The sequence below is a fragment of the Nocardia sp. BMG111209 genome (assembly GCF_000381925.1).
Taxonomy (GTDB): domain Bacteria; phylum Actinomycetota; class Actinomycetes; order Mycobacteriales; family Mycobacteriaceae; genus Nocardia.
Map to the genome: position 1 here is coordinate 98,562 of NZ_KB907309.1, position 24,006 is coordinate 122,567.

The 24,006-nt window shown below is 70.3% G+C and carries 11 protein-coding genes; 3 read left to right on the top strand and 8 right to left on the bottom strand.

Annotated elements, in window-relative coordinates:
- Window positions 1-31: 31 nt before the first annotated feature.
- From G361_RS51250 to G361_RS0131795, 7 genes are all read right to left on the bottom strand, one after another.
- On the bottom strand, window positions 32-5,509 hold the full coding sequence (locus G361_RS51250; RefSeq protein ID WP_019931177.1) for a non-ribosomal peptide synthetase: 5,478 nt from the start codon (window positions 5,507-5,509) through the stop codon (window positions 32-34).
- Between the two features lie 52 nt (window positions 5,510-5,561).
- A complete protein-coding gene (locus G361_RS45625) occupies window positions 5,562-11,624 on the bottom strand; it encodes an amino acid adenylation domain-containing protein (protein ID WP_369798029.1) in 6,063 nt (2,020 codons plus the stop codon).
- Between the two features lie 62 nt (window positions 11,625-11,686).
- Window positions 11,687-14,899 carry a nocobactin polyketide synthase NbtC gene (nbtC, locus tag G361_RS0131775; RefSeq protein WP_019931179.1) on the bottom strand — a complete coding sequence of 1,071 codons (3,213 nt, stop codon included), beginning with the start codon at window positions 14,897-14,899 and terminating at the stop codon, window positions 11,687-11,689.
- The gene (locus G361_RS0131780) at window positions 14,892-16,223 is read right to left on the bottom strand and encodes a polyketide synthase (protein ID WP_019931180.1); all 1,332 of its coding nucleotides are present in this window, start codon (window positions 16,221-16,223) and stop codon (window positions 14,892-14,894) included. The genes nbtC and G361_RS0131780 overlap by 8 nt, the downstream gene beginning before the upstream one ends.
- A gap of 71 nt (window positions 16,224-16,294) precedes the next feature.
- A complete protein-coding gene (locus G361_RS0131785) occupies window positions 16,295-17,047 on the bottom strand; it encodes a thioesterase II family protein (protein ID WP_019931181.1) in 753 nt (250 codons plus the stop codon).
- A gap of 34 nt (window positions 17,048-17,081) precedes the next feature.
- Window positions 17,082-18,023, bottom strand: a complete 942-nt coding sequence (locus tag G361_RS0131790; RefSeq protein ID WP_026343744.1) for a methionyl-tRNA formyltransferase — start codon at window positions 18,021-18,023, stop codon at window positions 17,082-17,084.
- Between the two features lie 28 nt (window positions 18,024-18,051).
- Window positions 18,052-19,350 (bottom strand): SidA/IucD/PvdA family monooxygenase, encoded by a 1,299-nt coding sequence (locus G361_RS0131795; protein WP_019931183.1) that lies wholly within the window; start codon window positions 19,348-19,350, stop codon window positions 18,052-18,054.
- A gap of 132 nt (window positions 19,351-19,482) precedes the next feature.
- Between G361_RS0131795 and G361_RS0131800 the strand changes: the two genes are divergently transcribed.
- The 3 genes from G361_RS0131800 to G361_RS0131810 all read left to right on the top strand — a co-directional run bounded on the left by G361_RS0131800 (window position 19,483) and on the right by G361_RS0131810 (window position 21,755).
- A complete protein-coding gene (locus tag G361_RS0131800; RefSeq protein WP_019931184.1) occupies window positions 19,483-19,938 on the top strand; it encodes a hypothetical protein in 456 nt (151 codons plus the stop codon).
- A 112-nt stretch (window positions 19,939-20,050) separates the two neighbouring features.
- On the top strand, window positions 20,051-20,758 hold the full coding sequence (locus G361_RS0131805) for a siderophore-interacting protein (protein ID WP_019931185.1): 708 nt from the start codon (window positions 20,051-20,053) through the stop codon (window positions 20,756-20,758).
- Between the two features lie 46 nt (window positions 20,759-20,804).
- The gene (locus tag G361_RS0131810) at window positions 20,805-21,755 is read left to right on the top strand and encodes an RluA family pseudouridine synthase (RefSeq protein WP_026343745.1); all 951 of its coding nucleotides are present in this window, start codon (window positions 20,805-20,807) and stop codon (window positions 21,753-21,755) included.
- Window positions 21,756-21,814: 59 nt separating this feature from the next.
- On the opposite strand, the gene G361_RS45630 is transcribed toward G361_RS0131810, so the two are convergent.
- Window positions 21,815-23,944, bottom strand: coding sequence for an MMPL family transporter (locus tag G361_RS45630; RefSeq protein WP_052172937.1), 2,130 nt, complete (start codon window positions 23,942-23,944; stop codon window positions 21,815-21,817).
- Between the last annotated feature and the right edge of the window lie 62 nt (window positions 23,945-24,006).

The window sequence follows — 24,006 nt, forward strand, 5'->3', positions numbered from 1 at the left end:
GGTCAGGCTAACCTAATTTCCGGACATCCGGCTAGGCCCGGACGGGAGCCACCACCTCGGTCAGGGTCGCGACGGCTTGCTGCCAGATCACCAGCAGCCGATCGAGATCCGCGGGGTCGAACAGCGTGTCGCTCCACCGCCACAGGGCCACGAGCTGCGATCCGTCCGGTCCGGGATGTACCGCGGTGATCAGATCGAGGGCGTAGCGCAGCGGCATGTCCGGCTCCGGCGCGATCGGCAACCGTTCGTGCAGCGCCAGATCCGGCACCGGCGACCAGGGCGGCAGGACGTCCGATCCGGCGGCGAGATCGAGCCGGCCCAGGTGGTCGAACAACACTTGCGGATCCGCCGCCTGCCGCGCGCCGCCGGCGCCGTACCGCAGCAGCCCGTAGTCCAGGCCCTTGTTCGGCACGCTGCGCAATTGCGCGGCAACCGTTTCCAGCAATCGCGCGGCGGCACCGGGTCCGGCGTCCGGCGCGCAAATCCGCGCCGCGCCCAGGCGCAGCGGGTACACGCTGGTGAACCAGCCGACAGTGCGCGCGGTATCCGCGCCGACCAGCGCGTCCTCCCGGCCGTGCCCTTCCAGGGCCACCAAGATGCCGTCCGAATCCGGCTGTCCGCGTTCGGCTTTCCAGGTCGCGACGGTCAGTGTCAGTGCGGCCAGCAGGAATCCGGGCAGGTCGGTTCCGGCGTCGCGCAGTCCGTCGAGCAGGCGGCGGGTGTCGGCGGCCGAGGTGAAGGCGGGGATGATCCGGTACGACGCCCAGGTGTCGCGGCGCGGATCCGGGAGCCGACGGCCCAGCGGCGGGTCCTCGCCCGCGAGCTGCGCGGCCCAGAATTCGCGCTGCGCCTGCACCTCCGGGGCGGCGGCGCGGTCGGCCAGCAGCCGGGCCCACTGCCGGTACGTGGTGTCCTCCGGCGGCAGTACCGGGATCGGATCCGGCTGGGCCGCAGCCGTTTCCAGTTGCCGCCAGGCCTCGGCGAGATCTCCCAGCACGATCTGCCAGGACACCGGGTCGATGGCCAGGTGATGCACCGACAGCAACAGGATGTCGCCGGCCTCGCGGCGGAATCGCGCCGCGCGCACCAGATTTCCACAGGCCGGATCGATCGTGTCGATCGCGGCCCGGGATTGCGCCGCCAGCACCGCGCCGAAATCCCCGGTCACCGTGATGTCGGTGATCAGGTCGGCAGCCCGGACACTGCCCGGTTCCCGCGTGATGACCTGCCCGTCCGCGTCGATACGGGCCCGCATCATGTCGTGACCGTCGAGGACGGCCTGCAGGATCGTGGCGAGCGCGGTCGCCGGTAGTTCCGGCGGCAGGGTGACCAGCGTCGACAACGTGAGACGGCGGAAGCCGCCGAATTCGGCCGCCCAGGCCATGATCGGGGTCGGCGGGACCGCACCGTACTCGGCCACGCCCACCGACCGCTGTCGCCGGTCCGCGGCGGTGTCCACGGCTGCGGCAAGTTCACGCACCGTCCCGGTCTGCAACACCAGCGCCGGACTCACCGTCACACCGGCCTGACGAGCCTTGTTGACCAGGCCGATCGCGACGATACTGTCGACGCCGAGCGCCAGGAATTCGTCATCGATACCCAGCTCCCGGCCGCCGAGCGCCTCGGTGAAGGCGGCACACAGCGCGCGTTCGGTCTCGGTGCGCGGAGCGGTGCCGGAACCGGTCGCCGGTGCGCTCGAGGCGATCTCGGTGAGCGCACGGACATCGAGTTTGCCGTTCCCGGTGACCGGCAGGGCGGGCACGCTCAGGATGCGCGCGGGAATCATGTACGCGGGCAAGCGATCCGCGAGTCGCGCACGCAACGCCGAACGGTCGGCTGAAATCGGGGTGTCGGCAACCGAACTGTCTTCGGCGTCGGTATTTCGATCGGTGCCGATACCGGCCCCGGCCACGGCATCTGCACGAGCACCAGGCATGACACCGGCCTGGGCTCCCACCGAACTATCGGCGGGGACACCGGCTATGGCATCGGCCGCGATATCGACAGGGGCGCTGGCCACGACATCGGCTCGAACGCCAACCGAGCTGTCGACAGGCGCACCGGCCTGGGCATCGGCTGCGATATCGGCAGGGACAAAAGCCCCGGCGCCAGCCGAGATATCGGTAAGGGCACCGGCCACGCCATCAGCTCGAGCGCTGGCCGAGACATCGGCAGGGACACCAGCCACGCCATCCGCTTGGGCATCGGCCGCGATATCGACAGGGGCGCTGGCCACGGTGTCGGCGGCAGGCCGCACCGGGATGCTCGTAGAGTTCTCGTCGGCTTCGGTCGATGCGGAGTCCACGACGAAGCCCACCAGGGCCGGGGTGCCGCTGCGGGTGACCACTACGACGGCGGCCTCGCGGACCTCCGGCAGGCCGAGCAGGGCGGACTCGATCTCGCCGATCTCGATGCGATAGCCACGGATCTTGACCTGGTCGTCGGCCCGGCCGAGGTAGGCGAAGTCGCCGGAAGGGGTGCGGCGCACCAGATCTCCGGTTCGGTACATCCGTGCGCCGGAACCGAAGGGGTCCGCCACGAAGCGATCCGCGGTGTGCGCGGCGCGGCCGGCGTAGCCGCGCGCGACCTGGGCTCCGGAGAGGTACAGCTCGCCCACCGCGCCGACCGGGGCGAGGCGGAGTCTGGAATCCAGGACGTAGCCGGTCATCCGGTCGACCGCGCGGCCGATGACCGGCTGAACGCTCGTAATGGCTTGTCCCGCACAACTGTTCACGGTGGCCACCACGGCTTCGACGGTGGTTTCGGTGGGGCCGTAGCAGTTGTACACGGCGGTGTCCGGCAGCGACCGCAACTGCTGCCACATCGCCGGGCCGATCGCCTCGCCGCCGAGCGCGAGCACGGTCAGGTGGTCGCCGTCGACCAGGCCGGCGGCGGACAGTTGCGTGAACATCGAAGGAGTGGTGTCGATCATGTCGATCCGGTGCGCCTCGATGCCCGCGACCAGGCCGTGCGCGTCCCGCATCTCGGTCTCGTCGAACAGCCGCAGTTCGTGGCCGTCGAAGAGACCGACGAGCGGCTGCCAGGAGGCGTCGAAGCTCAGCGACCAGGCATGGGCGATGCGCAACGCCCGGCCCAGCCGTGCACGAGCGGGCCGGTACACGCGGTCCCGATGATCGGCGAAGTAGCTGGCCAGGGCGGCGTGAGTGCCCATGACGCCCTTGGGTTCTCCGGTGGAGCCGGAGGTGAAGATGAGATAGGCGCGCGAGAGTTCGTGCACCGCGCGCACATTCGCGGGTGTGTGCGCGGCGATTCGTTGTTCCGTCGCGGGGTCGTCGAGCACCAGTCGCGAAACCGGCTCGCCCGCAGCGGCATCCGCCAGCAGCGGCAGGTGGTCCTCGACGGTCAGCGCCAGGTCCGGTGCGGATTGCCGCAGGATCGAGGCGATCCGGGTCGCCGGAGCGGAGATGTCCACCGGCGCATAGGCACCGCCCGCCCGTAGTACCGCCAGGATCGCGACGATCGCACGAGCCGAGCGCGGCAGGGCCAGGGCCACCACCGATTCCGGGCCGATGCCGCACGCGATCAGTTCGGCGGCCAGCCGCCCGGAGGCGTCGGCCAGCTCCGCGTAGGTGAACTGTTCGGTCCCCGTACTGAGTGCCGGGGCATCCGGCGTCCGCTCGGCCTGCCGCACGAACAGTTGCACGACATTGCCCGACTCCCACGGATCCGTCGTCCGGCCGCGTGCCCCTTCCGGCACTGATGCCCGCGCCGACACCGGTCGCTCGATGTCTCGGCCGGACTCTCGGCCCAGCTCACTCGACTCCGTCATCCACGCAGCGTCCGCCGTACCACCGGCCGGAGGCGCCGAGTCGGCCGCGGCAGCGGCGATCGAACCGGCATCACTCGCAACCACGTCCACTCCGACCTGCGCAGGGTCCGACGGCGAGCTCACGTCCGACACGACGACGGGGGAAGACGCTGAGTCGGCCACGGCCGACGCGATCGAACCGGCTTCACCCGCAACCGCATCCACGCCGACCCGCGCAGGGTGCCACGGCGAACCCACGTCCGGCACCACACCGGCCGGAGACGCTGAGCTGATCACGGCCGACGCGATCGAACCGGATTGACTCGCAACCGGATTCACTCCGACCGGCGCGGGATGTGACGGCGAGCCTGCGTCCGGCACGATGTCGGTGGGAGGCGCGAGTCGCTCGGTGGGCAGCAGCACGTCCAGGGTGTCGGGGCTGCGGTCGCCGGCGTCGGGGAGTTGGCGCAGGACGGACAGGATGCGGTGGCCGATGTCGGCAATCGGGAAGTGCGGGAATGCTTCCGCGACCGCTTCCAGCATCACCGCGAGGACATCGGATTCCGGGTACGCCACGACCGAGAGGGGGTAGTGCACCAGCGATTCCATCGCCACGGGGAGGAAGCGGGTGCCGGAGGTCGTCACTATCGGGTCGGTGGCGGCACCGATGGGGGCGTTCTCGAAGACGAACAGGACATCGAACAGTGCGCCGTGGCCGGCGGCGCGCTGGATCGCCGACAGGCTCAGATAGCCGTGGTCGCGCATCGCGGCCTGTTCGCGTTGCGCGCGCAGGCAGTGCTCCACCACGGTTTCGGTGTCGTCCAGCACAATTCGCACCGGAACGGTGTTGATGAACAGGCCGATCATCGTCTCCACGCCGGGCAGTCCGTCGGGGCGGCCGGAGATGGTGGTGCCGAAGACCAGGTCGCGGCGGTCGGTGAGCCGGGAAAGCACGATCGCCCATGCGAATTGGACGGCCGTGCCCAGGGTGAGGCCGTGACCGCGCGACCAGCGGGACAACCGATCGGTCTCGGGGCCGGTGAGAGCGAATCGATTGCGTCGCGGAACCGCTTCGCCCACTGCCGAATTCGCCTCGGCCAGCATCAGCGGGCCCGACAGTGGCCGCAGGTGTTCGGTCCAGGCGGCGGTAGCGGTGGTGGCGTCGCGGGCCGCGAGCCAGCCGATGTAGTCCCGGTAGGGGCGGGTCGGGGGTAGTGCGGCGGTGCTGCCGCCCGCGTCGTATACGGCGATCAGTTCGCGGAAGAACACTGCGACCGCCCAGCCGTCCATGAGGATGTGGTGGGCGGTGAGGATCATCCGTTGCCGGTTCGGCAGGGTCACCAGCGTGACCCGCAGTGCGGGGCCGCGTTCGAGGTCGAAGTTGTTCCGCCGGTCGGCGGCCGCCAGGTCATCGAATTCGGCGGCGTCACAGATGATCTCGGACCACGGTAGCTCGGCCCGGGTGGGGATGATCTGTACCGGTGAGGGCAGATCACGGTCCCAGAAGGCGGCACGCAGGCTCGCGTGCCGTTGCAGCAGCGCCTCGACGCTGCGCCGCAGCAACGCCGTATCCAGTGGTCCGCCGATGTCGACGACGAACTGCATGGTGTACAGGTCGATTCCGTCGGTGGCGAGCCGCGCCAGCGAGAACAGGCCCTGCTGGAGCGGGCTCAGCGCGAGGACATCCTCGATCTCCGGAGGTGCGGCAGCCTCCGGGGCGGCATTGTGGTCGGCGGTCATCCGCGGCTTCCTTTTCCGTCGCGCACCGTTGGGTGACAGGTCGTCGGGCGGCTCAACGCGACGCCTTCCAGGCGGCGCCCAATGCGCTCAGCGCACCCGCGTCGAGGCCGGACAGGCTCATCGGGGAGTGCTCCGGCGCCGGTTCCGCGGCCGGGGCCGGATCGGCGGCCGGGTCGGCGAGGTTTGTGAGGTCGGGTTGTTCCCCTGCCGCGAGCGCCTCGTCCACGGCGACCGCCAGTTCGCCGATTGTCATGTACTCGAACACCATCTGCGGGGTCAGCGGCAGTCCGGCCTCCGCGGCCCGCACCGACCATTGCAGCGAGATCACGCTGTCCCCGCCGAGGGCGAAGAAGTTGTCGTCGGTGGTGACGGTGTCGTCGTCGAGTTCCAGCAGTTCCGCGAGGAGCGCGCTCAGGCGGGCCTCGGTGCCCGTGTCGTCGCCGGGCTCCCGGCGCACGGCCGCAACGGTTTCCGCGGTGGCCTCCGTGCCCGGCACCAGCGCACCGTCCGCGGTTCGGCGACCGCGGTCGCCGGTGCGCAGCAGCAGACCGTCGGCGCGGAACGGGTCGGCGATCAGGCGGCCGGACAAGGCCGGCGAATCGTCGGCTGCCAGTGCGGATCCGCCGATGTGGATATCGCCCGGCACACCGACGGGGACCGGGCGGAGCCGGTCGTCCAGGATGACCACGCGCGCACCGGAAGTCGGCCGCGCGCACCGGAGATCGGCGAGCGGGCCCCGGGCCACCGGACCCGCGTAGCCGGGTACCAGGTAGCCGAAGGTGGCGATCGAGTCGGCGGACAGGGCCGGGAGCAGGTCGGGAAGCGCTGCGGGCCATGAGGTTCCGTGCAGGTCCCAGCGCAGCACCGATGGCAGCACCGAGATGCCGGTGTGCACGAATCGGGCCGGGATCGCCGTATCGGCGACCACATGGGTGACCCCGAGCGTGCCGATCAGTTCCACCAGGGCGGCGGGATCCTCGCGTTCCGCCTCGGTGGCGACCACGAGGGTGGCGCCGTCGGCGACGGCGGCGAGCAGTTCCACCGCGATCTCGGCACTGGGCCACGGGGCGGCGATCAACCGGACATCGTCTGCGATGCCGCGGAATTCGGCGGCCGGGCTGCGCTCGGCCGCGACCGCACGCCGATCCGCCACCGCGGCGGCGAGCGCATTCCGGTCGTAGGACATCGATTCGGCGGTATCGCCGGTGAGCATCAACGGACGTCCGTCATCGGCCGTGCGATTCAGCGCGGCGAGCAGGGCGGCAATCCCGGCAGCCGTCGCAACCTCACCGATCTCGGCCGCGATCTCGACCTCGGCTGCGACATCCGCTGCGGCTGCGACATCGGCTGGGGCTGCCGCTGCGACATCGGCTGCGGCTGGGGCTGCGAAAAGGGCAGCGTAGGTCAGGGTTTCGTCCCCACAGCGCACGGCAATCCGCTCCGGCGGCAGATCGCTTGCACCACGCAGGATCTCGGCCGGATCCGGGTGATCGGCGAGGCGGACGCCGTCGGCCCATTCGCCGGTCAGCCGCTCCCGCTCGCCCGGCGTGAACACCTCGAGTTCGTGCAGCGGCCGGTCGAGGTCCTCGGCGAAGTCGCGCAGCACGCCCAGCATCCGCTGGGCCAGCAGTTCACCGGTGATCGGCAGGTACAGGTCGGTGTTGACGATGACGCTCGCGTCGAATCCGCCGCCGGCACCGGCGAAGAAGTTGATGCTGAGGTCCAGCAGCGAGACGTCGAAGTCCAGCGGCAGTACGGTCGCCGCGGCGGACCCGAAACCGATTCCGGCGCTGGTCCAATCCTCCTCACGGAAGTGCATCATGGCCTGGAACAGCGGGTTCCGGGACCGCGAGCGCGGCGGGTTCACCGCCTCGACCACCCGCTCGAGCGGTACGTGCTGATGACCGTAGGCGGTCAGCGCGGCCGAGCGGGCACGGTCCAGGACCGTCCGCAGCGTCGGATCCCCGGACAGGTCGTTGCGCAGCACCACCATGTTCGCCAGCAGGCCGACCAGATCCGCCGCCGCCGGATCGTCGCGACCCGCGACCGGTGTACCCAGCGGAATGTCCACGCCCGCACCGAGTCCGTGCAGGAGGGCCACAACGGCGGCTTGGTAGAGCATGAATTCCGACGCACCCGCGGTCTCCGCCAGGGTCCGCAGCCGCTGCCGTAGCGCGGCGGGCACGGTGAACGGCACCACGTGGCCGTTCTTGCCGAGTACCGCGGGTCGCGGATGGTCGGCGCCGGCGGTGAGTTCCGCCGGCAGTCCGGCCAGCCGGGTACGCCAGTAGTCCAGGTCGGCTCCGCTGTCGGCGGCGGTATCCCGTTGCCACAGTGCGTAATCCGCGTAGTCCACCGGCAACGGGGACCAGTCCGGCGCCTGTCCGGCGGCCCGTGCCCGGTAGGCGGCGGCCAGATCGGTCAGGATGGTCCGGAACGAGGCGTGATCGGCGATCAGGTGGTGCACCAGCAGGGACAGCACATGTGTTTCGGTGTCCAGCCGGAAGATCCGCGGCCGCAGCAGCGGCGTACCGGACAGCTCGAAGCAATGCTGTCCGGCGGCGGCCAGTTCGGCGCGCAGCCGCTGCGGATCGTCGAGTGCGGTGACCGGCAGCGGGATCGGCCCGGCGGGTAGCGCCGTCTGATACGGCACGCCGTCGGCCTCGCCGAAGACGGTGCGCAGCGCGTCGTGTCGCGCCACCACGTCGCCGAGCGCGGCGGTGAGCAGGCCGAGATCCAGCGCGCCGTCCAGCCGCACCGCGAAGGCGATGTTGCCGATCGCGCTGGGCCCCTCCAGCTTTCGCTCGAACCAGAGCGCCAGCTGCGAGGAGGTCAGTGGAATGCGGTCGGGGTGAGCGCGTTTCACCAGCGCCGGCCGGGCCGGGGCGGTGGCGGCGGGCGCGGTCTCCAGCACGGCGGCCAGTCCGGCCACCGTCGGATGGTCGAACGGGGCCCGCACATCCAGTTGCACGCCGAACTCGTTACGGATCAACACGATCAGCCGGGTCGCCAGCAGCGAGTGGCCGCCCAGCTCGAAGAACGAGTCGTCGGCGCCGATCCGCTCGCGGCCGAAGATCTCACCGTAGAGCGCCGCGAGCCGGATCTCCGTGGCGGAGGCCGGTTCCCGGTAGCGCCGGGTGTCGGCGCGCTGCGGCTGTGGCAGTGCGCGCCGGTCGAGTTTGCCGTGCACGGTCAACGGGATCTCGTCGATCACCGCGAAGGCCGCGGGCACCATGTAGTCCGGCAGGGTCGCGGCCGCGTGCGCGCGCACCTCGCCGATATCGGGCACCCAGCCGGCCGCCGGTACCACGTACGCCGCCAGCATGGCACCCACCGCCGCGTCGGCGACGGCGATCACCACGCAGTGGCCCACGGCGGGATGGCTGCCGATCGCGGCCTCCACCTCACCCAGTTCGATCCGGAATCCGCGCACCTTCACCTGTTCGTCGGCGCGGCCGACGAATTCGATGGCCCCCGTGGCGTTTCGCCGCGCGAGGTCGCCGGTGCGATACAGCCGCGCGCCGGCGTGGAACGGGTCGGCGACGAACCGTTCGGCCGACAGTCCCGGCCGATTCAGGTAGCCGCGCGCCAATTGCTCGCCGCCCAGGTAGATCTCGCCGACCACGCCGTCCGGGACCGGATGCAGCGCGGCATCCAGCAGACAGGCGAAGACGTTGCGGTTGGGGACGCCGATCGGCACGATGCCGGTGCCCTGCGGCCCCTCGACCGGCATATGGGTGGCGCAGACGACCGCCTCGGTGGGGCCGTAGTGATTACGCAGTTCGGCGTCGAAGATGCCGGCGAAGCGGTCGGCCACCTCGCCCGGCAGGGCCTCGCCGCCGACCGGCACGTGCCGCAGCGCGCGCCAGGTGCTCACCTCCGGCAGCAGCAGGAAGGTGCTGAGCATGGACGGCACCATGTGCAGCACCGTGACGCCGCACCGGGTGATCACCTCGGCCACGTACGGAATGTCCCGGAACGCATCGGGTTTCGGGATCACCAGGCAGGCACCGACGGTGAAGGTGACGTAGATGTCCAGCAGCGACGCGTCGAAACTCACCGACGACGACTGCAGCAATCGGTCGGCGGCGGTCATCCCCCATTCGGCGGTGAACCCCTCCAGATGTTCGGCGATCGCGTGATGCGGCACCGGCACGCCCTTCGGACGCCCGGTGGAGCCCGAGGTGTAGATCACGTACGCGAGGTTGCCCGGCCGCAGCGGTCGCAGCCGATCGGCGTCGGTGGGAGCGGTGTCCGGCAGCCCGGCGGATGCCGCCTCCGCCGCAGCGAATTCGCCGCCGTCCAGCACGAGCGCCGGATGCGCGTCGGCGACCAGATAGTCGATGCGGTCCGCCGGATAGGCGGGATCGATGGGCAGATAACCGGCGCCGGACTTCAGCACCGCGAGCAGGCCGACCACGAACTCCACCGAATTCGACAGGCGCAGCCCGACGATGTCCTCGGTACCGATTCCGCCGCGGATCAGCCGGTGCGCCAGCCGGTTCGCGCGGCGATCCAGGTCGCGGTAGGTCAGGTGCAGATCGGGGCCGTCCGGCCGGGGCGCGACCACGGCGAGCGAATCCGGTTCCGCCGCAACCCGATTCTCGAACAGCGCCACCAGGGTGGTGTCGGGCGCCGCCACGACCGGACCCTGTGCGCGGGCGAGGATGGTGGCGCGGTCGTCGGCGCCGAGCATGTCGAGATCGCGCAGCCGGACCGTGGGTTCGGTCAGCGCGCTGTCCAGGAATCGGACGTAGTGCCCCAGCAGCTGGTCCACGACGGCGGAATCCAGTTCGCCGACCAGGTATTCGGCCTCGACAGTGGCCCCGGCGTCGTCGAGGACCACCATCAGGCCCAGCGAGACCTGCGCGACCGGGCTGCCGAATTCCAGTTGCGCGGCGGTCACATCCGGTAGGTCGAATCCGACGGCGCTCTTGCGCACGCTGAAGCCCAGCCGGACCAGCTGCTGCAGGCCGTCACGGCCACTGTGCCGATCCGGATTCGCCTCGCGCACCACATGATCGATACCCACGTCCTGGTGGGCGAACGCGCCGAGGGAGGTCTCCCGGACCCGGTCGACGAGCGTGGTGAAACTCGCCTCCGCGGCCACGTCCGCGCGCACCAGCAGGGTGTTGCCGAAGTATCCGATCAGGGCCTCGGCCGCGGCGGTGCGGCGCACCGTCACCGGGACCGAGATCAGGAAGTCGGCGGTGGCGGTGTAGCGGTTGACCACGGCCTGGAATGCGGCCAGCAGCACCATGAACGGCGTCGCGGCGTGATCGCGGGCGAAGGTCTGCACCCGGCCGGTCAGCGCGGCGGGCAGCGCGATCCGGCGGCGGTCGGCCTGGCGCGCCTCGGCCGCGGGGCGGCCGGGCAGTTCCAGCGCCTCCGGCAGCGGCCGCAGGGTGCGGCGCCAGTAGTCGAGACCGGCGGCCTCCGGCTCGGCGGTCTCGATATCGGCGAACTGCGTTCCCGGCGCGAGGATCTCGTCGCCGCGGTAGGCGGCGTTCAGCTCGGCGAAGAACACCGCCCAGGAGTCGTCGTCCCAGCAGATGTGGTGCACCACGAGGACCAGCGCGAATTCCCGTTGCCCGCCGGACTCCCGAACACCCATGTCGATCAACGCGATCCGCAGTGGTGACTGCGCGGCGAGGTCGAACGGCCGCCCGAACTCGCGCCGGGTCAGCACCTCCAGGCGGCGGTCCCGGCTCGTATCGGCCAGCCCGGACAGGTCGTGGGTGGACCAGTCGACCGGCAGCCGGTCGCGCACGATCTGGTACGGCGTGCCGTCGTCCCCGAGACCGTAGGTGGTGCGCAGGATCTCGTGCCGGTCGACCACCGTATCGATCGCGGCGCGCAGCCGGTCGGCCTCGACGGGGCCGGTGAGCCGGTAGGCGACACAGATGTTCAGCGTGGTGTCGTCCGGATCGCGGGTCTGCAGGAACCACAGCCGGCGCTGCCCGGCCGACAGCGGCAGCCGGTCGCCGGTGTGCCGGCGCCGCGGCGCCGATGTCGCGGAATCGGCCGCGGCGAGGCCACTCTCGGCCATCCGGCGGCGCAGCAACTCCCTGCGCAGCGCCGCCCGGTCCGTCGCTTCGGTGCCATCGTGGGACATCACCTGGGGTCTTCCCTCCTCCAGCCGGGCGGGCCGGAACGTCTGTGCGGTATCGGGTCCGGTCACGAGGCGCTCGCCAGCAGGCGCAGCACATCGTCCAGTGAGGCGCCGCCGAGAATGGCCGCCACCGGCAGATCACGATGCAGCCGGGCCTGTACGCGCTTGCGGAAATCCAACGCCTGCAACGAATCCAGGCCGAGCGCCACCAGCGGCAGCGACGAGTCCAGGGTGTCGCCGCCGGTGCCCATGACCGCGCCGAGTTCCCGGCGCAGCTGATCCGACAACCGCGTCGCGGGCGGCTGTTCCGCCTCGGGTGCGGGGGCCGCCGCCGGTTCGGGCTCGGCCGCCACGGGTTCCGGTTCGGGTTCGGCCACCGGCTCCGCCGGGATCAGCTCGAGCAGCGGACCCGCGCCGATCGCGGAGATCACCGCGCGCACCTCGGCCCAATTCGCCGCGGCCACCAGGCGATTGCCGGCGCCGGGCCGATCGGCGTGGGTGGTCAGTCCGACCGCCAGCGCCTGCTCCGGCGCCATCGCGACCACACCGGCGGCCTCCACCGGGGCTACACCGACCGCGTGCAGCGGGCCCTCCAGATCCCAGAGACCCCATTGCACCGCCACCGCGTCGACACCGTCGGCCCGCAGCCGCTGGGCGAGTACGTCCAGCATCCGGTTGACCGTCGCGTAGAGCACCTGACCGCGGCCGCCGAATGTGGCGGCGGCCGAGGAGCACAACACGATCCGGCAATCCGCGGTGCGGGGCACGTGCCGCAGCACCGCATCGGTGCCGTAGATCTTGGAACCGGCCATCTCCCTGGCCTTCTCGGCGGTCACGTCGGCCAGTTCGGCGCGCACGTAGTTGACCGCCGAGTGCACGATCAGGCTCGCGGGCCGATCCGCGAGCGCGACCGCGAGTTCGGCCACCGCGGCCCGATCGGTGACATCGCAGGCCGCCACCACGATCTCGGTGCCGGATCGCCGCACGCCGCGCAGCCGCCGGGTGATCTGCGGGGTCTCCCCGGACCGGCTCAGCAATGTGATGCGACCGGCCCCCGCCTGCGCGTAGTGCTCGGTGAAGACCATCCCGAGAGTGCCCGTGCCGCCGACGATCACGACGTGGTCGAGGTCGGTCGCGCCGCTCGCCGCAGCCGATTCCGGCCCCACCGAGCCGGTTTCGCGGCCCGCGGATACGGTCGTCCCATCGGCGGTTTCCGACGCAGCGCCGCTCGCAGCCTCGTCGGGGCTGGGCTCACCGGCCACAGCCGTGCCGGTTTCACCGAGCCCGGCGGTCTCGGCCCGATCCGGCACCAACCGCTTGGCATAGATCCCCGACCCGCGCAGAGCGAGTTCCGGCTCGTCCTTCACGTGGACGGCGCGCACGATCGCGGCGGCCGGATCCGCTTGCCCGGCAGCCAGATCCAGATGCCGGAAGGCGATGCTGAGATGTTCCATGCCGATGCAGCGGAAGCCCGCCGGCAGGGCGCCGTGCACCTGGTGCGGGGCCGGATCGGTGTCCTCGACGGTCTCGCCGCCGACCGTGACCAGCCAGCAGTCGCGGACGCCGGTGAGGTCCGGCAGCCAGTCGGCTCCGAAGAAGTCCGCGACCGCCTCGATCGCGTCCGGGCCGTCCAGGTCGGGCAGTTCCGGCGCGAGCACCAGGACGGTGTCGTAGTCGCCCGCCGCAGTGGCGTCCGAAACCTGTTGTGCGCCGGCGCCGTATCTGTCGGCCGCCGCGCAGAGCGCATCGGCCAGCGCCGCGTGGGTGCCGGTGTGGTCGACCACCAGCAGTGCCCGCGGCGCGACCAGGCTGCGCCGTTCCAGCCGGACCCACTGCTCGGCCAGGCGCAGCGGCCACGGCCGCGCTGCGCGCGTAACCGGTTCGGCCGCAGTCGTTCCCGCCGCGGCCCAGAGGCGCTGCGGGTTCATCACCGTATTCGGGAAGTCCCGCAGCGGCAACCGGACCGAACCGCCGGTGCGCAGCGCTTGCCAGCGATATCCGCTGTCGTGCACGGCCACCGCCGCCAGGTTGCGGGTGAAGTCGCCCAGGCTCTCGGCGGTCCGCAGCGAGGTGCCGAAGACCCGGAAGTCGCGCGGCGGCAGGGCCGGATCCTGCGGCACCAGCGTGAGGTTCTCCTGCACCGCCAGTTGCAGCGTCGGATGCTCGGCGACCTCGATGAAGGTATCGGCGCCGCCGACGGCCGCCGCGACGACCGCGCGGTCGAAGCGCACCCGGTTGCGCAGGTTCCAGTACCAGTACCGCTCCTGCTCCAGTCCGGTGGTGATGGCCTCGCCCAGAGTGGCGCCGTAGCAAGGGATTTCACCGTCGTAGAAGTGGCGGCTGCTCATCTCGTCGCCGAGGAACGCCTCGAAGTCGGGCCGCAGTTCGGCGACGATCGAGGTGTGCGCCGGATAGGCGACCCGGATCTCGCGCGCGAACCGGCCGGCGGCGCCGGCCGCCGCCACCATCTCGAGGATCGTGTCCCGGTCCCCCGAGATCGCCAGGATGCTGGGCGAATTCACCACCGACAGCTCGGCCCAGCCGGAATTCCGGGCCAGCAACGCCTCACAGTCCTCGCGGTCCATCCCCAGCACCGCCATCGAATAGCCGCGCGGCGAGATGCGTTCCACCAGCCGGGCCCGATGGGTCACGGCCAGCACGGCGTCACGGCGGGTCACCACGCCGGCGATCGAGGCGGCGGCCAGTTCACCCTGGCTGTGGCCGACGGCCGCGGCGGGCCGCACCCCGGCGGCCTGCCACATCGCGGCCAGACCGGACATGTGGAACATCAAGGCGGGCTGGACTTCCCAGACGGTGTCCTGATACCTGCCGTCCGCGCCGAGCAGGTAGTGCAGCGGCTGCGCGTGCCCGTACCGGTCCAGATGGATCTCGGCGCAGTGGTCGACCTCGGCCCGATAGGCCTCGGACAGGTCGTAATACGGCCTTCCCATCCCCGGCCGCTGACTGCCCTGGCCGGGGAAGACGAATGCGATGCGCCGCGCGGCGGCGACTCCGGTGACCACCGTGGGATGTTCGGCCCCCGCCGCGACGGCGGCCAGCGCACCGGCCAGCTCGTCCCGGCTCCCGGCCATCGCGAGCGCGCGGTGCCGGCGGGCGACCCTCGTGCGGAACAGCATGTCGGCCATGGCATCCGGGGACACCTCGGGATGCCCGGCCAGATACGCGGCCAATCGGGTGGCCTCGGTGCGCAGGCCCTCGGCGGTGTCCGACGACAGCAGCACCGGGACGGTGCCGTCCGGCAGCCGATACTCAGACATGCGCTTCCTCCTGCTCCCGGCCGACGCCGGTCGGCATGGCGACGATGGCGTGGGCGTTGGTACCGGCCACGCCGAAGGACGACACCGCCGCGTAGCGGAGGCCGTCGACCGGCTGCCAGTCGGTGAGTTCGGTGGCCAGCCGCAGGCTGGTGTCCGACCACCGCACCGCGTCGGTCGGGGTGCCGGCGTGCAGGCTGGGGGCGATCTGCCCGTGCTGACCACAGAGCAGGACCTTGATCAGGCCGAGCATGCCCGAAGCGGCCTGTGCGTGACCGATATTGGATTTCACCGAACCCAGCAGCGGCCCGCGGCTGCGGCCCGGGGCCCCGTACACCGTGGCGAGCGCGGTCAGTTCCAGCGGGTCACCGACCGGGGTGCCGGTTCCGTGGCCCTCGATCAGCTCGATCGCGTCGACCGGAATGCCCGCGGCCGCAACGGTTCGCTCGATCAGCCGCTGCTGCGCGGCCGCACTCGGCACCGCCAGCGGCGCACCCTTGCCGTTGTGGTTGATGCCGGTGGCCAGCACCCGGCCGTGGATCAGGTGGCCGAGCGCGCGGGCCCGGGATTCCCGTTCCAGCACCACCACGGCGGCACCCTCACCCCAGAGGGTGCCGGTCGCGTCCCCGGCATATGCCCGGCAGTGCCCGTCGGCGGCCAGCGCGTTGTTCTTCGCGAACTCGAAGAAGGCTGCGGGCGAACCCATCACGCAGACCCCACCGGCGAGGGCCCAGTCGCATTCGCCGCCGCGGACCGCGCCGACAGCCAGATGCAGCGCCGACAGCGAGGAGGCGCAGGCGGTATCGACCGTCAGCGACGGCCCGATCAGGCCGAGCCCGTGCGAGATCCGGCCGGCCACCGCGCCGAGGGCGGTGCCGGTGGCCCGATATCCGCTGTGCTCGTTGACCGCGGCGCTCGGCGGGCCGTATTCGGTGAACGACGCACCCATGTAGCAGCCGGCCTCGGCGCCGTCGAGATCGCCGGGGTTGAGCCCGGCGTTCTCCAGTGCCCGCCAGGCCACCCGCATGCCGACCCGCTGCTGCGGATCCATCGCCGCCGCCTCGCGCGGGGTGATGCCGAAGAACTGCGCGTCGAATTCCGTTGCGCCGTCGAGGAATCCGCCCGCATCGCGGACGCGGCGCCAGCCCTCGGTCTCGTGCAGCGAGAGCAGTTGCGCCAGCGGCCATTCCCGATCGCGCGGGAAGGGGCCGATCAGTTCCTGCCCACCGGCCAGCGCCGTCCAGAAATCCTCGAGAGTCTCGACGCCGCCGGGAGCCTCCACCGCCGTCCCCACGATCACGATGGGATCGTGGTCACCCCCTGTCATGCTGTCACCATTCGGCATGCGCGGGGGGCCTGCGTGGTGACGCTCCGCTGCCGCCTCCGGCCCCTGACCGCTCATGCCGCACTCCGTTGCGGGGCAAGGAGTTCGGCGATGCCCGCGGCATTGTCGTGCAGGTAGAAGTGCCCGCCGTCGAAGACGGTGACCTCGGTGTCCTGCGTGCTGTGCGCGGCCCAGCCGTACAGATCGCGCGGCGTCACGTACGGATCCTCGGCGCCGCCGAACGCATGGATCCTCGCCCGCACCCGAACATCCGGCGCGCAGGTGTAGGCGTCGAAGGCCCGGTAGTCGGCCTTCACCACCGGCAGCGCCATCCGCATGATCTCGCGGCTGGCCAGCACCTCGGCGCCGGTGCCCTCGAGACTCGCCAGATGATCGAGGATCTGCTCGTCCTCGCTCGGATGCGGTGGCAATTCGGCGGATCGGCCCGGCGAGACCGCGGCCGAGGCGGCCAGCAGCCGCACCGGCACACCGGCCGCCTCGGCCGCGCGCACCACCTCGAATCCCACCATCGCGCCCATGCTGTGCCCGAACACGGTCAGTGGACGGCCCCGATGATGCTGCGAGGCAGCGAAATCCGCGAAGGCGCCGAGCGCGAGCGCGGGCACTGTGGGCAGAGCCGGTTCCTTGGCCCGGTCCTGACGGCCGGGATATTGGAAGATGACGACGTCGAAATGTTCGCTGAACACTTTGGCGAAGGCCCGGTAGGCGGAGGCGCCGGTACCGGCGTGCGGGCAGATCAACAAGGGTGGCAGGTCGGCCGATTGTGGCTTGTGGAACTGCCGGACCCATCCGAGCGGTGCTGGCATTGCTGCGAAACTCCTGAAACTGCGAAGCGGAGAACTACTCCGGTGAATCGGTGAGATATCCCCCGCGCGCGAAGAATTCGGCCCCCGCGTGGGTCGCGCCGTCGTCGGTGCGGACGCCGGTGATCACCAGCGCCGGGTTGCCGCCGCGGTAGGCGTCCGGCCCGCAGACCACCGCGCCGCCGCCCTCCTGGACGATGACCCGGCCCGGCGTGCCGCCGTAGCGGGCCGTCGACACCGTGGTGGCCAGCACCTCGATCCGCCGGCCGCGATACCAGGTGAACGCGCGCGGATACGGATCCGACAGCGCGCGCACGAAACGTTCCAGATCGACTGCGGGCCAGGACCAGTCGATGCGACTGTCGCGGTCGGACCGCTTGTGGAAGTAGGTGCGCTCGGTCTTGTCCTGCGGCCGCCACACGGCGGCGCCGGACTCGAGCAGACCCAGCGCCTCGTGCACCGCACCCGGGATCAATTCCATTCCGGCGAGCACCATTTCGGTGCCGGTCGCCCCCGGTGGCACCGGAATCCGGTGCTGCACAAGGATGTCGCCGGTGTCGAGCTCCTCGTCCATCCGATGCACGGTCAGCCCGATCTCGGTCTCCCCGCTGATCATCGCCCACAGCACCGGCGAGAATCCGGTGAACTTCGGCAGCAGCGAATCGTGCAGGTTGAGGGTGCCGTGCGGGGGCATGGCGTACAGCTCCGCGGGCATCCAGGTGTACCAGCTGTTCACCACGATCAGATCGGGTTCGGCCCGCTTGACCAGGTCGATCGTCTCGGCATCGGCCCGCTCGGTGAGGTGCAGCGGTATGCCGCGTTCGCGCGCCAGTTCCTCCACCGAATCGTTCCAGATGGCCTTGTACGACTGGGTGCTGGCCGGATGGGTGACCGCGAGCACGACCTCGTGGCCGGAATCGATCAAGGCCTGCAGGGTCTTGCGGCCCCAGGTCTGGTAGCCGAACGACACGATACGCAATTGCAACCTCCAGTTAACTAAGGCAAGCCTAGCCTAAATCATGGCGAAGGTGAACCGCGGCCGCGGTCACGCCCGAAATCGGCCGCGACGCCGTGCGCAGCACTCGGTCCGAGAGTTCGCCGAGGCAGCTGAGGTTCGGAAAGCCGGGCCCCTGCGCCATTCCGGCGAGATTCGGCAGGTAGAGCCTGGCGCCGAGCCCGGTGACGGACAGGTCGTAGTCGATCACGGATTCCAGGCGCGCCTGGGTGAGCGGGCCGCCGGCGGCGAGTTCCAGCAAATCGGTGGCATCGGAATCCAGCAGCTCCAGGAACCACAGCGGCTGACCGCCGGTGGCGTCGATCACCAGATCGAACGTGTGCGTCTGCACCTGATCCGGACGTGGGCCGGTGCGCAGCACCAGCGCCACCGCATCCCCGTGGTTGCCCACGCGCAGCACGCGGCCGCGCAGATGGTGGACCCGGTTGTCGGCCAGCAGACTCTCCTGCACCCGGACCGAGAACACGCCGCGATCGGTGCGGCGGATGAGATCCCGCCGCTGTTCCTCACTCAGTTGGGCCCACGGCGCGGGATCGCTGAAAAGCGTGTTCTCGAAATAACTTTCGCCCCGGGTGTAGAGGGTGGCGTTCGGTGAGATCACCGAGACGGTCAGCACCTCGTGATGGATCAGCTCGTCCATCGCCGAACCCGCCGTCTCGCCGCCGCCGATCACCGCGGCCCGCGACGACACCGGCAGCTGCCGCTTACCGGCCAGCTCCCAGAACTCCGCGATACTCAGCAGTTTCGGATGATCGGCGAGGGTGCTGCGGCTGCGGCCCGGACCGGTGATCATCACCGCGTCGGCGTCGAGTTCGCTGGTGGCGCCATCGGTTCCGTCGACCGACACCAGCCAGCCGTCGGCCGCCGGGCGGATCTGCCGGACCGTGCCGAGCACGAGATCGACCTCGGATTTCGCGGCGACCCACTGTAAGTACCTGGCCCACAGGTGATGTTGCGGGCTGGGCCGGCCGCGATCGATCCATTCGGCATAGCTGCCCTGCTCGATCAGGAACGCCTGCCAGCCGAACGTGACCATCGCCTCGTCGATGGCCCGGTTGTGCCCGCGAGACCAGGTGGACCGGTAGGGGAAGCCGACATCCTTCTCCGGACTGGTACCGAGCCGGTGCCGGCCGTCGGTCCAGCCGCCGGGGGCCAGCCAATTCCCGCCCACCGCATGGGATTCCACGACCACGACCCGCGGCGCGGGCAGCCCGAGCCGGCGCAGCACGTGCGCCTTCGCCGCTACGGCCATCGCCTTGGGACCGCCGCCGACCACCAGCAGGGTGTTCACACGTTCTCCTCTCGGGGCAGGAATCCGATTTTGCATAGGCTTACCTTATTTGCATAGGCTTACCTTATATTGTTCGAAGGTGCCAGCCCGGGCCGTTGGTACCGACCGACCCGAAAACGATTGGAAGTGCCCATGATCGACTCGTTCCGCCGCGCTCTGGCGCCGGCTCTGACCTGCGCCGCAATCCTCGGCGCGGCCGTCGCCGCCACCCCCGCCGGCGCAGCTCCCCTCGTCCACACCGCCGCACCCGGCGTCGGTGAACTGCAGTCCAAACTGCAGGTGGTCCTCAACCCGGGAGGCTCGCGCAGCGCTCGCGCCGCCGAACTGGAGGCCGGCGAAGCCGGACTCCCGTTGGTCGACCAGGTGGGCACCGTGATGGCCGCCGCACCGCCGAGCTTCCGCTGGTCCGTCCAGGGCCCGGTCGGCGTCGACGGCGACCGGCTCACCGCCGGACTCCAGACCGCCATCGACGGTTACGACCCGTGGAACTTCCAGCTCTCCTGGGTGCAGGTCGACGGCGCCTGGAAGCTGACCCGCGAGGCCGAGTGCACGATCGCGAGCATCGCGGTCCTGCCCTGCAATCTGTGATCACCCGGGCCCCGGACACCGCCCGACGTCCGGGGCCCGCCCCCACGGGCACTGCCGATTTCACCCCGATTGCCCAGTGACTCGTTCATTTGTTTAGGCTAACCTAATCCGCATGGGTAAGGGATACAACGGCTTCGTCCTGAAGATGATGCGGGCCAAGGACTATCGGCTCACGGTCGAGAGCACCGAGGCCTTGACCGACGAGTACGTGCGGATCGGCTTCGCCGGCGGCGGCCTGCTGAAGGACCATTCGACACATCCCACCCAGTTCATCCGGATGTGGATTCCCGAGGCGGGCAGCGAGACTCTGCACCATCGCGGGTACACCATCATCGATCAGGATCCCGAATCCGACCGGTTCTGGATCGAGTTCGCGCTGCACGACGGCCCGGCCACGCACTGGGCCCGCGGCGCCTCGGCCGGCGACGAGATCGAATGCACCGTCATGGGTTCGGATTTCGTGCTGCCGGAGCCGCTGCCGGCCGAATTTCTGATCTTCGGCGACACCGCGTCGCTGCCGGCGATCAACTCGCTGCTCGACGCGATCGGCGATGTCCCCGCCCGCGTCTGCCTGGAGTGGCAGTACGAGTCCGACAGCTCCCTGCCGGTGCGGGCCAAGCCTCACCACCTTGTGACCTGGGTGCAGCGGCTCGACGACGGCCGCCTGCTGCGCGAGCACGTCGAGCAGCTCGACTGCCCCGCGAACGCGTTCGCCTGGATCGCGTGCGACTCCGCCACCACCCGTTCGATCTCGAAGTGCCTGCAGACCGTGCACGGGCTGCCGAAGACGGCGATCAAGGCCCGCGGCTACTGGAAGTAGCCGACCGGCTGCTCGCCGGGGCCGGTCCGCGACTACCGTCGAGGTGATGCGACGCAGGCAGGTCCCCCCGCTCCCCAAGCGCCACGGTCTCGACCCGGCGCGCTTGCGGTTGCCCGAGGACGGCTCGTGGGCGACCATCCGCGACCACCTGGTCGAGCGGTTGCCCCGGGTGCCGGCCGGGCGGATCGACGAGATGCTGGCCGCCGGGTCCATCGTCGGCCTCGAGGGGCCGATCGCGCCGGACGCGGCCTATCTGCCGGGTGGCGCCGTCTGGTTCCACCGGGACCTGCCGCAGGAGACGGCGGTGCCGTTCGAGATCACGATCGTGCACCGCGACGCGGATCTGCTGGTGATCGACAAGCCGCATTTCCTGTCGACCATTCCGCGTGGTCAGCACATCCTGGAGACCGCGCTGGTGCGGTTGCGCCGCGACCTGGAGCTGCCCGATCTGGTGCCGGCCCATCGGCTGGACCGGGCCACCGCGGGGCTGGTGCTGTTCGTGGTCGATCCCGCGCGCCGCGGCGCGTATCAGACGCTGTTCCAGCGACGGCGGGTGCACAAGGAGTATCTGGCGGTGGCGCCGGTCGAGCCGGGGCTGTCCCTGCCGGTGACGATCCGCAGCCGGATCATCAAGGAACGCAATATCATTCGCGCCTTCGAAACCGAGGGTGAGCCGAATGCCGAAACACGGGTGGAATTGCTCGCGGAGCGCGACGGGCTCGGGCTCTACCGGCTGATTCCGCATACCGGCCGGACGCATCAGCTTCGGCTGCACATGAATTCGCTCGGTATCCCGATCCTGGGTGACGATTTCTATCCCGAACTCACCGACAAACCCGTCGGCGATTTCACCCGTCCACTCCAATTACTCGCCGCGACACTGGAATTCAGCGATCCGGTGACGCGGGAGCCGCGGCGGTTCGAGACCACCCGGACGCTGGCGGCGTGGGCGGATCCGTTGCGGTGGGCCGGATCCGGCGACTCCGCGCCGCACTGACGGCCAGGATGCACACCTGTTCGGAGGCCGGGCCGCCCGGTGGGCGGCCCGGCTCCCGATCACTGCCGGCCGACGACGGCCGGTTCCGGTTCCGGATCACGCCGGGCGTCACCGTGTCCCGGCCACCAGGCGCGGTGCCCGATCAGCGCGGTGAGCGCCGGCGTGAAGAACATCGCCATCACGAAGGCCGCGATCGCGATACCGACCGAGATGGCGAAACCCATCTGCGACAGCACGGTGTTACCCGCCAGCATCATCGAGGCGAAGGTGCCCGCCAGGATGACGCCGGCCGCGGCGATCGTCGGGCCGGTGTGCCGGACCGCCAGTGCCGCAGCCTGTTTCGGCTCGTTACCGTCGCGGGCCTCCTCGCGCAGCCGCGCCACCATGAGGATGTTGTAGTCGGTACCGAGCGCTACCACGAACAGGTACATGATCACCGGGAGCGTGAAGATCAGCCCGGTCTCGTGCTGCAACCGCTGGAACACCAGCACCGAGGCGCCGAGGGTCGCGGCGAAGCCCAGGAACACCGAGGCCATCAGGTACCACGGCGCGACGAGGCTGCGCAGCAGCAGCGCCAGCACGATCATGATCAGGATCGCGGCCACCGGGAACACGATCGAGTAGTCGCGGTTCATCGCGGCCTGGAAATCGACGAAGATCGAGGTCAGGCCGCCCACCACGGCGGTCGTGCCCGGTGGCGCCGCGGCGTGCACGGCGTCGCGCAGCGGGCCGCGGACGGTGGCCAGCGCGGCATCGGACTCCGGCGCCGAGTCGAGCGTGACGCGGAAGTCGGCGACCGTCTTGTCCTGGGACAGCAGCGGTTCCGCCACCTGACCCACGCCGTGCACCCCGCTCAGCGCCGCACGGTAGGTCTGCAGCGCGGCCGGATCCAGCGGTGCGGAACCCTGGAGCAGCACATCCGAGGGCTGGGTCACCCCGGCGGGCATGCCCTTCAGCAGCTCCTTGTTGTAGACCACGGATTCCGAGGCGTTGGAGGTCGATCCGGAGGTCAGGTCGAAGGTCGGATTGAAGCCGAATGCGAAGAGGCCCAACACGATCAGCAGACCGCCCGATACCACCGCGAACAGCGCCGGCCTGCGGCCCAGCGCACCGCCCACCGCCGCGAACCGCGAACCCTGGGGCTGGCGCTGCCAGGCCTTCGAGGGCCAGAAGATCTTGGTGCCCAGCAGCGAGACGATCGCCGGTACCAGGGTCAGGCCGGCGACCAGTGCCACCGCCACCGCGATGGCCAGCGCCGGGCCCATCGCCCGGAACAGCCCCAGGGTGGACAGCGTGAGCGCCATGAACGCGATGATCACCGCGCCCGCCGCCGACATGATGGCCTCGCCGACCCTGGCCACGGCGTTGATCATCGCCGTCTTGGGATCCTCGCCGGCACGCAGCCGTTCTCGGAACCGGAACATCAGGAACAGGATGTAGTCGGTGCCGACACCGAACAGCACCACCACCAGGATCGAGCTGATCGAATTGTCGATCTTGAGGTCGAACACCTTGCTCACCATGGCGATCAGGCCGTCGGCCACGCTGGATACCGCGCCGATCACGATGATCGGCAGCAGCGCGATGACCGGACTGCGGAAGATGATCAGCAGCAGCACCAGGATCAGCACGACCGTCGCGATGCCGATGATGGCCAGGCCCTTGGTGGAGGACTGCTGCGCGTCCAGGCTCTGGGCGGCCTGACCGGTGATCCCCGCCTTCAGATCGGTGCCGGACATCCCGGCCTGCAGTTCCGTGCGCAGCGACTTCACCGCGTCGGTCTGCCGGGTGTCGGCCTGGCTGGTGATCTTGGTCATCTGCACCGAGGCGATCTGGATCAGCCGATTGCCCGACGGCGGTACGGCCTGGATCCCGGTGACGTCCTTGATGTGCGCATCGCCGAGGCGATTGGCGACGGCGGCGACCGAGGCGGCGTCGGCATCGGTCAACGGCGCGCCGTCGGTCCGCTCGAACACGACGATCGCCGCGGGCGCCTCGGTATTCGGAAATGCCTTCTCCTGCAACTTCAATGCCTGAATGGATTCGTAATGCGAAGGCAGGAAAGCGGATTGATCGGTGGTGGCGGTCAACTTGGGGGCCGACAGCGCGACGGCGATCACGATCACTACCCAGATCCCGATCGTCAGCCATGGCCTTCGGACGACCAGAGCGCCCAGCCGTGCGAACATGTGCGGTTTCCTCTCCAGAACATGTGACGCGGGCTACCCCGCCCACCGCCACTCTACGTATA